We start from the raw sequence: 17305 nt of genomic DNA, 5'->3' as shown, positions 1-17305 counted from the left end.
GAGGAAGCGGCTTTTAATGGCTCATAGCTGTCAGCGAGTCGTGGTTGCAGACAGAGACCCCGATTGAGGGGCATTGCTCCGATCATTACCGTGAACTTTCTGATCATTGTCCTTTGGCCATTTGTTAAAGGCTCCAAAAGTGTAGAAGTAAGGAATACTTTCTGCATGGGAGAACGACCATTTAGGCACATTTTCCCTGAAGTATTTCTCCCAGCTATTCTCAAACAGTTTCATGGTGCGATCCCGTCGTTCGCGAAACTGCAGGTAATTTTCGTGTCGCGTCCAGCCATACAGGGTGCTGTTTGCTTTAACACGGTTTGCGTAGGCTTCATCGTTTTCATTGAAGCGTTGAGGTGTAGCAACTGTCGTACGTTTTACATAGTTATCTTGCGTTTCACCCACGCCCAACCAGCGATTCATCTTGTCAAGACTGCGACCCAGAGGGCCACCCAGCCATTGAGTGAGTATCTTGTTGTCGTTCATAAAAAAGTCGAAAGCGAGACTCGACGCCAGCGCGAATCCGAAGGTTTGGGCATAAGTGAATCCTGATATAAGACCGTGGGCGTATGCTCCGACCGTGGTTACCGGACCCAGCACCAGACCTGCTGTGGCCGAGGCCAGAGTTTTTACTTTTTGTGGTGTCACTCTGTGTAGCAGCGGTACCTGAACCCCTTGTCCGGAACCCATGGATTTCACTATTTCTGGCACCAGACGGGAAATGCTGCGATACATCTGCGGGTTGGCGTTGTGTTGTCTGGCAAAGAGCATGGCGCCGGTTCTCAGCAGAATGACTGAAGAAGCGGCCTTGCCCAATGGCATGGCCAGCCCGCCCACTTCAGAAACTCTTTCAATTCCGCTATGGTAGGCATATTGCCCGGTTCGGTCCGGATCAACACCATAGCCTTCCAGCCAGTGCTGAAAAGGTATGAGCACCCGGTGCAGGTAATCCCCCCGGTTGGTCAGATCCAGAAGATAGAGGAACGACATATTTGCGAGGGACAGCGCCTTAGCCTGCCGGACGGTATGGGTTGCCAGTAGCGGTTTGTAGCTGGAGTAGTACCAGGTGACAGCCTGTACCAGAGAGGCTGAAGGTTTGACCCAGTACTCATTCAGCTGCTGCTCAACCGCTGCGGCATGAGCCTGCATCAAGGTGCCATGGATAGCCTTGATCAGTTCTGATTCAGAGAGCCCGGCAGCATTGGCATAAGGTGTCAGGGTATCCTGAACATTGACCAGAAACGCTGCTGTCCTGCGGCCATTGTCAAAGGCAATATCGTCAAGAACATAGTTGGCGATGACCGCTGCTGCATACTCTTTCATGCCGACAACCGACTCTTTCATAGCTGCCGGGCCAGTTGCAGTCAAAGTCACAGGAATAAAGGCACTTTGCACGAATTCATCAACACCTTTGTCGGACAGCAGCTGGATAACGGCTTTGAAGTGAGGCAGATTGACGCCGTGTTTGTCGCCAAGGAAATGCTCAAATTCGTCCACTGTCTGATAACCATCAATTCCTCTGACGGCGTTTATGTAATTCCCAAGTTCAATCTTGCTGATCAGTCCTTCACGCAGCAGAGCTATGATCTTGTTGCCACTGGCAGAATGGGTTGCGAAGTATTTCGAGAAGCCTTTCAGATCCCCGGGTTCATATTCGACGAAGTGAATGGCTCTTTTGCCCATGCCGCGTATTTCATCGTCGTATTGTTGAGCCCCGGTTTTCATCTCATTTCTGACCCTGTCTGCCAGAGCCTGGACTTGTTCAATGACATTCTGAGGCTGATCTTCTCCAGGCTCAAAAGGGAAGGGTGGGATGCTCGTTTTCAGGCTTTTGAAGACTTCTACAATCCGACTGGCCTGGTTAAACGTCAGATCGTCTCCGATCAGAGCCTGCAAGCGAATTGCTGCAAATTCATCGTTAAAATCGAACGTCGCAAGGCATGGTACTGTTTTACCGCTTTTGACTGCTGATTCTGCCAGGCCCAGTGCAGCATCCAGAGCCTGTTGCCTGAGAGGGTGCTGCTCTGTGAAGGTGTTCATATCGGCCAGAACTTTTACCTGTCTCGGCGTGAACTGGAAGGGGCCGTCGTCATTTTCGACCACTTCCTCTGCAGCCCTCAGGACTTCCTTCATTCTCTCAATGTCTGCTTTCCTGGCTCCAATCTCATCTTGCAGGTGAATCCATTCCTGAACCAGTTGATGATGCTTGCCACCTTTACCATCACGCCCACCCAGTTGCAGCTTTTTGTTTCTCAGAGCATTAATCCGGTGTTCACGGGTGTCAGAAGAGTCCGGTTTGAGGCCCGCAGTTTCTACAGTGGCGTCAAGACTCGCTTTATGATGATCCAACAGAGCCTTTACTGCTTTTGATACGGCATCATTTGCCTGCTTCGATATTAAGCCCAGCCTCTCCATTTCGTCCATATGCAGGGTTTTAGCTTTCTGATCGATGTCGCCAGAATCGATCATCTCCTTTACTTTACGATCCAGATTCTCTTTTGCATTCCTCTGTTCAAGCCGTGCTTCCCCCAGTTTAATGTTTTTTCTGTAGTGCTCATTCAGGAATTCCACGATTTGACAGTACTTTTTCCTGTTTATAAACACTTCACCCGATACTTCATTGTCTTCGTCCTGACCATCAGAATCTGGAAAGGCTGCCAGGCTGAAAAAGTCTACAGCGCCTGCCACGGAATCGAAGTCACCCTTTATCTGGATGCTCAGACCTGTTTTGGCCTTCAGTTCATTAAGGATTTCACCCCGTCTCTCTGTATTGTATCCCCGCAGGAAGTGCCTGAAGTCCCTCAGTCGCTCCTCAGGGGTTTGTTCGTCAACAGCAGCCAGATCCAACACTATCTGAATTTGTTTCATTGCCTGATTGAGGGCCATGTTCTCTTCATTCGAGAGATCTTGTAGCTCAGCGGGACGCCCCGCAAACAATATGTGTTTGCCACGTATAGTATTCAGCCTGCGTTGAGCGGCTGCCAGTTCACTTTCAGCTTTTTGTATTGTTTGTCTGGCACTGGCCAGCTCGCGATCAAGAACATATCGGGGTTTAGGTCCCAGCCGGGCCATTTGCCAGTCAAGCTCAGCATTAATGGCTGTGATATGCTCATCAATGGTGGCAAAACCTGATTTGAGAACTTCTTCACAAAGCTGTAGGAGTTTTTGTTCAATTAAAATATTCTGGTCGTCTATGCTGGCATCATCTTTATAGGACTCAATGTTGAGTTGATGAGCGATTTCATTGTTTCTGCTTCTTCTGACATCCTCATTATCAAAGGCTTCGTCTACTTCTGCCAGTATTGCCAAAATTTTGTTTTCAAGAACATACTTGTTTTCAGACAGCTGGGCTTTTCTTCTAAGTATTACCCCCAGATCATTGGCCAGTTTAGCAACGAAAGCCGTGCCTCTTTCATTGGCCTCATCGCCTACGAACCCGTAGATGTGCAGTCTGTCCTCTACAATTTTGAGTATCTTTTTCTGTTCTATTATGGTTACTCTTTCTACTTTTTCGACATAAAAGTCAAGACTCCTCTGAAGGTCCTGGAGTTTTGTATTCCCCATTCTGCTCCAGAATGTGATGTCTTCTTTGCGGAGTGAATGCTCTATCTCATCCACCATGGCTTCTGAGACATCACCGCCGTCAAGTTTTCTTCGAACCCTGGCAAGCCTTGCTGTTTTGTCATCTTCATTATTGACTTCGATTTTGAGCATGTCTTCTACTGTTTTCAGCACCTTCAGAGCCACTTCCTCCTGCTGCTGCCTGGCTTTTTTCATACTTGCCTGAATTGCCTCAGAAATGGCGCGACGACGGTAATACACATCTTCCTGACTAATGAGGTCATCCATATCAAGGGCTTTTTCCACGTCAGACAGTTTCTCCAGTACTTCAGGCATGGCTTTGAGGTGGCCTGGTGTTCTGATGTCTTTCAGTTCTTCATCCAAATATTCAAGACTGCGGAACCTCTTATACATTGCTGTTTTCAGGGCCGGGTGTTCTTCCATCGCGCCGTCATCCAGCCTGATACGTAAAATCAGTGCCAGACCATCTTGCTCAACTTTGACGTCAGGTTCTTCCGCACAGCATTGAGCATTCAGTGCCCGGATTTTCTGAAGCAAATGTTGTTGATCTTCGTTGCGGGTATTGCCCTGGGTATTCAGTGATCTGTCAAACAGGCTTTTTTGTTGAAGGTTCAGTATATGTTCACCTTGTAATTGAGCGTTCAGTACCTCAATTCTCCGAAGCAGGTGATCGAGTTGAACATCAATATCTGCATTGCTATCAAAATTCTGAAGGTTTAAATGTGCGGCAAGGGTTGCATAGCTGGCTTTGATTTCAGCCTCTGTTCTGGTGCTCTGGTGCTGAAGAGCCGCCGGTGTTGTTTCTATAGAATCTTCCTCGGGCCGTCCTGTTGCCGGTCCCCTTGCCGCCAATGCCTGGTTGATTTCATGAATTTTTATACTGATGAGCCTGGTTTGTTTTTCCGGCGGCTGGCTATCATCCCAGTTTTCAATGCCAAGCTCTTCTGCCAGTCGGGCATTGCGGGCTTTTGTGGCTACCGCTCTGGCATTTCGAAGTTGTTTTTCCAGCTCCGGGATTCGTTCGACTTTCTGCCGATATTCCCGTAACAGGCTTTGCCCTCTTTCCGTTGCGCCACGAAGCTCTCGAAGATCATGCTCAGCCTGATGCTTAAGCTGAAGTACTATGAGCTTTTGCTTTTCAGTGGTACTGGCTTTCCCCAACATGATCTTTAAGTGGTTGTTTACCTGGGTGAGTTTCCATTCTCTTTTCAGCTGGACTGTCAGTTTCTTTTCCCTCTCAATCAGCTGCCTGGCCATATCGCTCAGGACTTTGAAAGTAAAGCGGTCGTTGTCGTAAGAAAGATCGAGCTGTGATTCGTCGACAACGGGTACAAGACCCATAATACCCTCAACAACATTCTGATTACTCAGAAGGTCTCTCAGTTCGGGTTTGAAGCTGAAATGTTTTGTCAGTTGAATCTGCAGCCAGGTTGGCGTGATGGCAGACGAGGCGGCTCTGATGTTTTCCAGTGTGAATTCAAAATCTACTGTCGTAGTTGCCCGATCTTGGCTGGCACTGGCCAATGCCTGCTGGAGATATTCGTAGAATGCAAGCGCAGATGCCGACCGTTTATCTTCGTTTGTCAGCGTCGGCGGTTGACTTTCGCTCACTTCAGCAGCGTGCCGTGCGGCAAGCTCCTCTAACACGGCCATTTGCCTGCTTCGAATAATGTGCTGATAGCTGTTGACCTTAAATCTATTAATCTTTGCTACCAATGCAGGGGCCAGGTTATTGCCCTCAGCTTCTTGCCAGAGGTTGTGGAGCTTTTCTACAAAAGCGCTATCACGGGGATTGAGCTTCTGACCACGAAAAACAATAACCTCTCCCGAAGCTTCTGCGACTTCGAGCTTTGGATAACCCGCAGGTACAGGAGAAACCTGTGCGCCATCCCCGACGTGTACAACGTAGCCGACGGGCTTGCTGTGTGCCAACAGGTCATTAAGAGCCTGCTGTTGTATATCCTTTCCGAAAACATGAACCTGGAAATAGGCAGAGGTGGCCGCTGCCAGAAGAGCCTCGTCATTGACAAACAGTGATTGACCCAGGCTATGCAGTTCAGGGGGCTGGTCGCCTGATGCGATAAGACGCATGAAGGTGCGTCCGTTTACTGCAACTTTTTCTACTTCAATGGTGGCAAGGGCGACGTAGTGGTCACTGGTGCCGAGGTTTCCTGCCATGTCATTCGCCGCTATCAGCAAGTCAGCCAGTTGATGAGGGGTGGCGATTTTCGTTAACGGCTCCATGCCAAATAGCCCGGGATGTTGTGCTTGAACAGCCTTAACTGAATCCTGATCGGTCATTCCGGCTCTGACTTCAATGAACAGTTCCTTTTCTTGAAGGTTATGGGTAAATCTGAAGACTCTCTCATCACCCACTTTCAGGACTTTGGTGTATTTCTGAGCAAGGTTATTTGCGTCTGTTTCAAACAGATCAACAGTGGCAACGCCACCATCAATATTATGAAGAACTTCTGTAAAACTTATAGTGGGAAGGTGCTGGTCCACTCTGTCTCGAACCTGATAAGGGTAGGTGGTTGTAAAGCATTTCGGTATTGGCTGCTGGTCAAGACCCGGAGTTGGTCGAACCATGACGTCACTCTGTGTATATTCGGTATGTTCATCCACCAGAATCTTGACAGATTTTGTCTGCAGCCTGCGATCGGCCAGCGCCTGTGTGCTAACAATGGAAGAGCTGATTGCAATGGCCACTGTAAGAGTTAGTACCTTGGGATGAGCATTTGTCATTCCACTACCTCAGAGCTGAGTACTTTTATTACCCTGGAAAGTGATTGCCGTACCGGGCGAGGAAGCAACTTTTAAAATCGCTCATGGTGATCTTGAGGTTTCAGATGGAAAGCTTGATTGATGGTAATTTCTCTTATCATGACCGTCTTTCTGATCATCGCCCTTTTGCCATTCGTAAAAGACTCCAAGAGTGTAGAAGTAAGGAATACTTTCTGCATGGGAGAACGACCATTTAGGCACATTCTCCCTGAAGTATTTCTCCCAGCCATTCTCAAACAGTTTCATGGTGCGATCACGGCGTTCACGGAACTGCAGGTAATTTTCATGTCGAGTCCAGCCATACAGGGTGCTGTTTGCTTTAATACGGTTTGCGTAGGCTTCATCGTTTTCATTGAAGCGTTGAGGTGTAGAAACTGTCGTACGTTTTACATAGTTATCTTGCCTTTCACCCACGCCCAGCCAGCGATTAATCTTGTCAAGACTGCGACCCAGAGGTCCACCCAGCCATTGAGTGAGCATCTTGTTGTCGTTCATAAAGAAATCGAAAGTGAGACCCGACGCCAGCGCGAACCCGAAGGTTTGGGCATAGGTAAACCCTGATATAAGACCGTGAGCGTATGCTCCGACCGTGGCTACCGGGCCCAGCACCAGACCGGCGGTGGCCGAGGCCAGGGTTTTTACTTTTTGTGGTGTCGCCCTGTGCAGCAGGGGTACTTGAACCCCTTGTCCGGAACCTATGGATTTCACTAGTTCGGGCACCAGACGAGAAATGCTGCGATACCTCTGCGGGTTGGCGTTGTACTGTCGGGCAAACAGCATAGAGCCGGTTCTCAGCAGAATGACGGAGGAAGCGGCTTTACCCAATGGCATGGCCAGCCCGCCCACTTCAGTGACTTGTTCAAGGTCGCTGTGGTAGGCATATTGCCCGGTTCGGCCAAGATCAACACCATAGCCTTCCAGCCAGTGCTGGAAAGGTGTCAGCACCCGATGCAGGTAATCCCCCCGGTTGGTCAGATCCAGAAGATAGAGGAACGACATATTTGCCAGGGACAGCGCGGCAGCCTGCCAGGCGGTACGGGTTGCCAGTAGCGGTTTGTAGCTGGAGAAGTACCAGGTGACAGCCTGTACCAGAGAGGTTGAAGGTTTGACCCAGTACTCATTGAGCTGCTGCTCAACTGCTGCGGCATGAGCCTGTTTCAATGTGCCATGGATAGCCTTGATCAGTTCTGATTCAGAGAGTCCGGCAGCATTGGCATAAGGTGTCAGGGTCTCCTGAACATTGGCCAGAAACGCTGCTGTCCTGCGGCCATTGTCAAAGGCAATATCGTCAAGAACATAGTTGGCGATGACCGCAACGGCGTACTCTTTCATGTCGGCAACCGACTCTTTCATAGCTGCCGGGCCAGTCGCAGTCAAAGTCACAGGAGTAAAGGTACTTTGCACGAATTCATCAACACCCTTGTCGGAAAGCATCTGGATAACGGCTTTGAAGTGAGGCAGATTGATGCCGTGTTTGTAGCCAAGGAAATGTTCAAATTCGTCCACTGTCTGATAACCATCAATTCCTCTGACGGCCTTTATGTAGTTCTCAAGTTCAATCTTGCTGATCAGTCCCTCACGCAGCAGAGCTATGATCTTGTTGCCACTGGTAGAATAGGTTGCCAAATATTCCGAGAAACCTTTCAGATCCCCAGATTCATGTTCGACGAAGTGAATAGCTCTTTTGCCCATGTCGCGTATTTCATCGTCGTATTCCTGAGCCCCGGTTTTCATCTCATTCCTGGCCCTGTCTGCCAGAGCCTGAACTTGTTCAATGACATTCTGAGGCTGATCTTCAACAGGCTCAAAAGGGAAGGGCGGGAAGCTCGTCTTCAGGCTTTTGAAGACTTCTACAATCCGACTGGCCTGATTAAACGTCAGATCGTCTCCGACCAGTGCCTGCAAGCGAATGGGTGCAAATTCATCGTTAAAATCGAACGTCGCAAGGCTGGGTATTGTTTTACCGTTTTTGACTGCTGATTCTGCCAGGCCCAGTGCGGCGTCCAGGGCCTGTTGCCAGAGAGGGTGCTGCTCTGTGAAGGTGTTCATATCGGCCAGAACCTTGACCTGTTTCGGTGAGAACTGGAAGGGACCGCCATCATTTTCCACGGCTTCCTCTGCAGCCCTCAGGACTTCCTTCATTCTCTCAATGTCTGCTTTCCTGGCTCCAATCTCATCTTGCAGGTGAATCCATTCCTGAACCAGTTGATGATGCTTGCCACCTTTACCATCACGCCCACCCAGTTGCAGCTTTTTGTTTCTCAGAGCATTAATCCGGTGTTCACGGGTGTCAGAAGAGTCCGGTTTGAGGCCCGCAGTTTCTTCAGTGGCGTCAAGACTCGCTTTATGATGATCCAACAGAGCCTTTACTGCTTTTGATACGGCATCATTTGCCTGCTTCGATATTAAGCCCAGCCTCTCCATTTCGTCCATATGCAGGGTTTTAGCTTTCTGATCGATGTCGCCAGAATCGATCATCTCCTTTACTTTACGATCCAGATTCTCTTTTGCATTCCTCTGTTCAAGCCGTGCTTCCCCCAGTTTAATGTTTTTTCTGTAGTGCTCATTCAGGAATTCCACGATTTGACAGTACTTTTTCCTGTTTATAAACACTTCACCCGATACTTCATTGTCTTCGTCCTGACCATCAGAATCTGGAAAGGCTGCCAGGCTGAAAAAGTCTACAGCGCCTGCCACGGAATCGAAGTCACCCTTTATCTGGATGCTCAGACCTGTTTTGGCCTTCAGTTCATTAAGGATTTCACCCCGTCTCTCTGTATTGTATCCCCGCAGGAAGTGCCTGAAGTCCCTCAGTCGCTCCTCAGGGGTTTGTTCGTCAACAGCAGCCAGATCCAACTCTATCTGAATTTGTTTCATTGCCTGATTGAGGGCCATGTTCTCTTCATTCGAGAGATCTTGTAGCTCAGCGGGACGCCCCGCAAACAATATGTGTTTGCCACGTATAGTATTCAGCCTGCGTTGAGCGGCTGCCAGTTCACTTTCAGCTCTTTGTATTGTTTGTCTGGCGCTGGTTAACTCGCGATCAAGAACATATCGGGGTTTAGGTCCCAGGCGAGCCATTTGCCTGTCAAGCTCAGCATTAATGGCTGTGATATGCTCATCATCGGTGATAACACCTGCCTTGAGAACTTCTTCATAAAGCTCCTGGAGTCTTTCTTTAATTAAAATGTTCTGGTCGTCTATAGCGGCGTCATCTTTATAGGAATCAATGCTGAGTTGATGAGCGATTTCATTGTTTCTGCTTCTTCTGGCATCCTCATTTCTTCTGACATCCGCATTGTCACAGGCTTGGTCTACTTCCGTCATTAATGCCAAAATTTTGTTTTCAAGAACATCCTTGTTTTCAGGCAGGTAGGCTTTCCTTCTAAGTAATACCCCCAAATCATTGGCCAGTTTAGTAACGAAAGCCGTGCCTCTTTCATCAGCCTCTTCGCGTACAAAGTCGAAGATGTGCAGCTTGCCCTCTACAATTTTGAGTGTACTTATCAGTCGTATTCTGGCCACGCTCTTCATCGCTTCGACATAAAAGTCAAGGCTCCTTTGAAGATCCTGAAGTTTTGTGTTCCCTGTTCTGCTCCGGAATGTGATGTCTTCTTTGCGGAGTGAATGCTCTATCTCTTCCACCATGGCTTCTGAGACATCAACGCTGTCAAGTTTTGTTCGAACCCTGGCAAGCCTTGCTGTTTTGTCATCTTCATTATTGACTTCGATGTTGAGCATTTCTTCTACTGCTTTCAGCAATTTCTGAGCCACTTCCTCCTCTCGCTGCCTGACCTTTGCCAGACGTGCCTGAATTGCCTCAGAAATGGCGTGACGACGGTAATACACATCTTCCTGACTAATGAGGTCATCCATATCAAGGGCTTTTTCCACGTCTGACAGTTTCTCAAGTATTACAGGCATGACTTTGGGGTGGCCTGGTGTTCTGATGTCTTTCAGTTCTTCATCCAAATATTCAAGACTGCGGAACCTCTTATACATGGCTGTTTTCAGGGCCGGGTGTTCTTCCATCGCGCCGTCATCCAGCCTGATACCTAAAATCAGTGCCAGACCATCTTGCTCAACTTTGACGTCAGGTTCTTCCGCACAGCATTGAGCATTCAGTGCCCGGATTTTCTGAAGCAAATGTTGTTGATCTTCGTTGCGGGTATTGCCCTGGGTATTCAGTGACTGAAATCTGTCAAACAGGCTTTTTTGTTGAAGGTTCAGTATATGTTCACCTTGTAATTGAGCGTTCAGTACCTCAATTCTCCGAAGCAGGTGATCGAGTTGAACATCAATATCTGCATTGCTATCAAAATTCTGAAGGTTTAAATGTGCGGCAAGGGTTGCATAGCTGGCTTTGATTTCAGCCTCTGTTCTGGTGTTCTGGTGCTGAAGAGCCAACGGTGTTGTTTCTATAGAGTCTCCCTCAGGCCTTCCTGTTGCCGGTCCTCTTGCCAACAATGCCTGGTTGATTTCATGAATTTTTATACTGATGAGTCTGGTTTGTTTTTCTGGCAGCTGGCTATCATCCCAATTTTTAATGCCAAGCTCTTTTGCCAGCCGGGTGTTGCGGGCTTTTGTGGCTTCCGCTCTGGCAGTTCGAATTTGTTTTTCCAGCTCCGGGATTTCGTCGACTTTCTGCCTGAGTTCCCATAACAGGCTTCGCTCTTTGTCCGTTGCGTCATGATGCTCTCGAATATCATGCTCAGACTGATATTTAAGCTGAAGTACTATGAGCTTTTGCTTTTCAATGGCAGTGGCTTTGCCCAACATGATCCTTAAGTGGTTGTTAATCCGGGTGAGTTTGCGTTCCCTTTTCAGCTGGTCAGTCAGTAGGCTTTCCCTCTCAATCAGCTGCCTGGCCATGTTGCTCAGAACTTTGAAAGCAAAGCGGTCGTTGTCGTAAGAAACATCGGGCGGTGATTCGTCGACAACGGGTACAAGACCCATAATATCCTGAACAATATTCTGATTACTCAGAAGGTCTCTCAGTACGGGTTTGAAGCTGAAGTGTTTTGTCAGTTGAATCTGCAGCCAGGTTGGTGTGATGACGGACGAGGCGGCTCTGATCTTTTCAAGTGTGAACTCAAATTCTATTTCCGTGATTGCCCGATCTTTACTGTCACTGTGCAATGCCTGCTGGAAATATTCGTAGAATGCAAGCGCAGATGCCGACAGTTTATCTTCGTTTGTCAGCGTCGGCGGTTGACTTTCGGTCACTTCAGCACCGTGCCGTGCAGCAAACTCCTCTAACACTGCCATCTGCCTGCTTCGAATAACGTGCTGGAAGCTTGTGACCTTAAATACATTAATCTTTGTTGCCAATGCAGGAGCCAGGTTATTGCCCTCGGCTTCTTGCCAGAGGCTGTGGAGCTTTTCTACAAAGGCGGTATCATGGGGATTCAGCTTCTGACCACGAAAAACAATAACCTCCCCCGGAGCTTCTGCGACTTCCAGCTTTGGATAACCCGCAGGTACAGGAGAAACCTGTGCGCCATCCCCGACGAGTGCAACATAGCCGACGGGCTTGCTGTGTGCCATCAGTTCATTAAGAGCCTGCTGTTGTATATCCTTTCCGAAAACATGAACCTGGAAATAGGCAGAGGTGGCCGCTGCCAGAAGAGCCTCGTCATTGACAAACAGTGATTGACCCAGACTATGCAGTTCAGGGGGCTGGTCGCCTGATGCGATAAGACGCATGAAGGTGCGCCCGTTCACTTCAACTTTTTCTACTTCAATGGTGGCAAGGGCGACGTAGTGGTCACTGGTGCCGAGGTTTCCTGCCATGTCATTAGCCACTATCAGCAAGTCAGCCAGTTGATGAGGGGTGACGATTTTCGTTAACGGCTCCATGCCAGATAGCCCGGGATATTGTGCTTGAACAGCCTTAACTGAATCCTGATCGGTCATTCCGGCTCTGACTTCAATGAATAATTCCTTTTCATCAAGGCTATGGGTAAATCTGAAGATGCCCTCATCACCCATCTTAAGAACTTTGGTGTATTTCTGAGCAATGTTGTTTTCGTCTGTTTCGAACAGATCAACAGTGGCAACGCTACCATCAATCATACAAAGAACTTCTGTAAAACTTACAGTGGGAAGAGCAAAGACCACCTTACCTGGAACCTGATAAGGGTGATAAGGGTAGGTGGTTGTGAAGCATTTCGGTATTGGCTGCCCGTCAGGCCCGGGAGTTGGTCGAACCATGACTTCACTATGGATATACTCGGCTGGTTCATTGGCCAGAATATTGACAGATTTTGTCTGCAGCTTACGATCGGCCAGCGCCTGTGTGCCAATAATGGAAGAGCTGATTGCAATGACCACTGCAAGACTTAATACCTTGGGGTGAGCATTTGTCATTCCACTACCTCAGCGCTGAGTACTTTTATTACCGTGAAAAGTGATTGCCGTAAAGAGTGAGCAAGCAACTTTTAAAATTGCTCATGGTGATCTTGAGGTTTCAGATGGAAAGCTTGATTGATGGTAATTTCGCTTATCATGACCGTCTTTCTGATCATCGCCCCTTTGCTATTTGTAAAAGACTCCAAGAGTGTAGAAGTAAGGAATACTTTCTGCATGGGAGAACGACCATTTCGGCACATTTTCCCTAAAGTATTTCTCCCAGCCATTCTCAAATAGTTTCATGGTGCGATCACGGCGTTCACGGAACTGCAGGTAATTTTCGTATCGAGTCCAGCCATACAGGGTGTTGTTTGCTTTAACACGGCTTGCGTACTCTTCATCGTTTTCACTGAAACGTTGAGGTGAGGTAATAGCAGTACGTTTCAGATATTCATCTTGTGTTTCACCCACACCAATCCAGCGATTAATCCTGTCAAGACTGCGACCCAGAGGCCCACCCAGCCATTGAGTGAGCATCTTGTTGTCGTTCATAAAGAAGTCGAAAGTGAGGCTCGACGCCAGCGCGAATCCGAAGGTTTGGGCATAGCTAAACCCTGAAATAAGACCGTGGACGTATGCTCCGACCGTGGCTACCGGACCCAGCACCAGACCTGCGGTGGCCGAGGCCAGCGTTTTCACTTTTTGTGGTGTCGCCCGGTGCAGCAGTGGTACCTGAACCCCTTGTCCGGAACCTGTGGATTTCATTATTTCGGGCACCAGACGGGAAATGCTGCGATACATCTGAGGATTGGCGTTGTACTGTCTGGCAAACAGCATAGAGCCGGTTCTCAGCAGAATGACAGAGGAAGCGGCTTTACCCAATGGCATGGCCAGCCCGCCCACTTCAGAAACTTTTTCAATTCCGCTGTGGTAGACATATTGCCCGGTTCGGTCAAGATCAACACTGTAGCCTTCCAACCAGTGCTGGAAAGGTGCGAGCATCCGGTGCAGGTAATCACCCCGGTTGGTCAGATCCAGAAGATAAAGGAATGACATGTTCAAGAGAGACTGCTCAGCAGCCTGTCCGGCGGTACGGGTCGCCAGCATGGGTTTGTAGCTGGAGAAGTACCAGGTGACAGCCTGTACCAGAAAGGCTGAAGGTTTGACCCAGTACTCATTGATCTGCTGCTCAACCGCTGTGGTATGAACCTGCATCAATGTGCCATGGACAGCCTTGATCAGTTCTGATTCAGAGAGTCCGGCAGCATGCGCATAAGACGTCAGGGTATTCTGAATATTGGCCAGAAATGCTGCCGTCCTGCGGCCATTGTCAAAGGCAATATCGTCAAGAACATAGTTGGCGATAACAGCAGCTGCGTACTCTTTCATGCCGACAACAGACTCTTTCATAGCCACCGGGCCAGTTGCAGTCACAGCAGGAAAAGCACTCAGAATGAATTTCTCAACACCCTTGTCGGACAGCAGCCGGACAGCGGCCCTGAAGTGAGGCACATTGACACCCTGTTTGTAGCCAAGGAAGTGTTCAAATTCAGCCACTGTCTGATAACCATCAATTCCTCTGACGGTCTTTATGTAGTTCCAAAGTTCAACCTTATTGATCAGGCCTTCATGCAGCAGAGTTATGATCCTGTTAACGCTGGCAGAATGGGTAGTGAAGTCTTCCGGGAAGGTTTTCAGGTCATCCGGATCACGCCCGAGGTAGTGAATCGCTGATTTGCCCATGCCGAAAATTTCTTTGTCGTATTCTCGAGCCCCGGATCCCATCTCATTTCTGGCCCTGTGCACCAGCTTCTGGACTTCTTCCAGAGGGCAGCGAGGCTCGTCTTCTGAAGCGGGGCATTCCGGGAAGGTCGCCTTCATGTCCCTGAAGATTTGCACGATCCGACTGGTCTGATCAAACGTCAGTTTGTCTCCGACCAGTACCTGCAATCGAAGCGCTGCAAATTCCTCGTCAAAATCGTAAGTCGGAAGGTTGGGTATTGCCTTACCGTTCATTACGGCTAATTCGGCCAGACCAGTTGCAACTTGCAGGGCCTGTCGTTTGAGAGGGTGCTGCTGCATGAATGTTTGGATAGCGTGCAAAACTTCGGCCTGTTCCGGCGTGTACTGGAAGGAACCATCTTCAAGCAGCATGTATTTTGGGATGTCACAGTGAAATCTATCGCGAACTCTGGCCAGTCTTGTTGCTTTGTTATCCTCTTTGTTGACTTCGATTTTTAATATTTCTTCCAGTGTTTCCAGTACATCCAGAGCCTCCTGCTCTGCCTCCTCTACGGCTTTTGTTGTGTATGAATGAATTTTCTCAGAAATGGCGTTACGACGATGATACACATCGTCCTCGCTCTTAAGTCCATCCATTTTCAGGTTTTTTTCTACGGCAGTGAGTTTCTCAAGGGCTTCAGACATGATTTCAGGATGGGCTGGTCTTCGATCAATTTCTTCTTCCAGGTCTGCAATTGCCTTAAGTTGTTGATGCAGACCTTTTTTCTCGGCAGTTATTGTCTTGATTTTTTGAACCAGGCATTCCTGTTGAACGTCAATGTCTGCACTGCTATCAAAATCCTGAATCTCTAAATGTGCGGCAAGGGTTGCATAGCGGGCTTTTATTTCAGCCTCTGTTCTGGTGTGCTCTTGCTGAAGATGTGGTTGAACGAGCTGAGTTTTAACGACTGCCTGTCTGCATGTGTCATCAGTTTTCTCCAGGAGACGCCTGATTTGCTCATCCAGTGGCTGGGTTTCATCCAGGTCGTCTATGCCAGGTTCTATTGCCATTTTAGAGTGGCGAGCATTTATGGTCTTTATTCTGGCCTTAATAACTCTTTTCTCCAACGGAGGAATCCGTCTGACATCCTGCATAAGTTCCCGATGGAGGTTTCCCTGATCTCTCTGCTCATCAAGAACCCTTGCATATTTATCCTTGATTTCCTGGTAGAGTCGTCCCACTTCCAGTTTTTTCTCATCACTGGCATCAGCTTTATTCGATTCAATCTCCAACTTACGTTTGAAACGCAAGAGTATGGCTTTCTCGCTATCTAGTTCATCCAGCTTGCTGAACAACTTAATCATCTGTCTGTTTCTTTCGCCCAGGAGTTTGGAAAAAAAATGTGCGTCGTCGTATAAAGTGTTGAACTTTAATTTGGCGCCAACGGGTATATAATTCATAATCTTCCGAACAAAATGCTTGTTAATCAGAAGATCTCCAAGTGCGGGTTTGAAGCTGAAGTGTTTTGCGAGTTCATTGTGCATCCAGTTTGGTGTGACGACTGACAGAGCGACCCTGATGTGTTCCTGCGTGACTTGAAATTCGTTGATTCCATGTATTTCATCTGGAGTAGCGGTGGCTAATGCCAGATGGAGAGATTCATAGTATGCAAGCGCATGCATCGCCCGTTTATCTTTTTTTGAAAACGTCGTCGGTTGATCCTCGCTTTCTCCAGCATCGTGCTGCGCAGCAAACTCCTCCAGCATCGCCATTTGCCTGCTTCGAATGACGTACTGGTAGCTTTTGACCTTATAGGTTTTAACTGCTGTTAATATTGCAGAGGAGGGGGGAGTACCCTTAGCTTCTTGCCACAGGTCATAGAGGTTTTCTACAAAAGCGATATCATCGGGATTCAGCCTCTGAGTATGGAAAACTATCACCTCTCCCGGGGCTTCCGCTACTTCCAGTTTCGGATAACCCGCAGGCACAGGATAAGCCCGTGAGTGACCCTCGACGTGTACAACATATCCGACGGGTTTGCTGTCTGCCAACAGTTTATTAAGAGCCTGCTGCTGTAACTCTCCTCCCAGGACATGAACTTTGATATAAGCAGAGGTGGCTGCTGCCAGGAGAACATCATCATTGACAAAGAGTGACTGACTCAGGCGCTCCAGTTCAGGAGGCTGATCACCCCCTGAGACAAGACGCATAAAGGTACGCCCATTGACTTCAACCTTGTCTACTTCAATGGTGGCAAGGGTAGTATAGTCATCACTGGTGCCGAGGTTTCCTGCTCTCTCTTCGACAGCTTTCAGCAGTGCGAACAGTTGTCTGGGGCTGGCGATTTTCGTTATCGGTTCCAATGATTCCATGTCAGTCCATTGAGAACGAACGGCCCTGACTGAATCCCGATCGGTCATTCCGCCTCTGACTTCAATGACCAGTTCCTTTTCCTGGAGGTTATGGGTGAACCTGAAGATTCCCTCATCAACCAGCTTCAGGACTTTGGTGTATTTCAGGGCAGCGTTATTTTCATCTGTTTCAAACTGGTCAACGCTGGAAACGCGCCCGTCGAAATCAGAAAGAACGTCTGTAAAGCCTATAGCAGGAACAATATAGCCTGCGCTGACTCCAAACTGGTCAGGGTAGGTGGTGGTAAAAGATCCGGGTATTGGCTGCTGGTCATCACCTAAAGTTGGCCGGACCATGACCTCACTCTGGATAAACTCCACCTGTTCATTGGCTTGAATATCGACAGACCTTATTTGCAGCCTGCGATCGGCCAGTGCCTTTGGAGCAATGATGGAGGAGCTGACGGCAACGGCCACCAGAAGGCTGAATGCACTGGGGCAGGCATTTTTCATTCTA

The 17305-nt window shown here is 48.5% G+C and carries 3 protein-coding genes; all 3 read right to left on the bottom strand.

Features of this window, described 5'->3' with window-relative positions; all coding sequences use genetic code 11:
• Positions 1-30: 30 nt before the first annotated feature.
• The 3 genes from ACOJUN_RS25405 to ACOJUN_RS25395 all read right to left on the bottom strand — a co-directional run bounded on the left by ACOJUN_RS25405 (position 31) and on the right by ACOJUN_RS25395 (position 17301).
• Entirely contained in the window at positions 31-6324 is a 6294-nt protein-coding gene (locus ACOJUN_RS25405) for a hypothetical protein (protein WP_422134620.1), read from the bottom strand.
• An 81-nt stretch (positions 6325-6405) separates the two neighbouring features.
• Positions 6406-12732 (bottom strand): hypothetical protein, encoded by a 6327-nt coding sequence (locus tag ACOJUN_RS25400; RefSeq protein ID WP_422134619.1) that lies wholly within the window; start codon positions 12730-12732, stop codon positions 6406-6408.
• Between the two features lie 168 nt (positions 12733-12900).
• Complete coding sequence (locus ACOJUN_RS25395; RefSeq protein ID WP_422134617.1) at positions 12901-17301, bottom strand: hypothetical protein; 4401 nt, start codon at positions 17299-17301, stop codon at positions 12901-12903.
• Positions 17302-17305: the final 4 nt, after the last annotated feature.

Source organism: Endozoicomonas sp. ALD040 (assembly GCF_049275945.1).
GTDB lineage: Bacteria > Pseudomonadota > Gammaproteobacteria > Pseudomonadales > Endozoicomonadaceae > Endozoicomonas_A.
The sequence above is the reverse complement of the archived record's forward strand: the minus strand, read 5'-3'. Positions and strand labels throughout refer to the sequence as shown.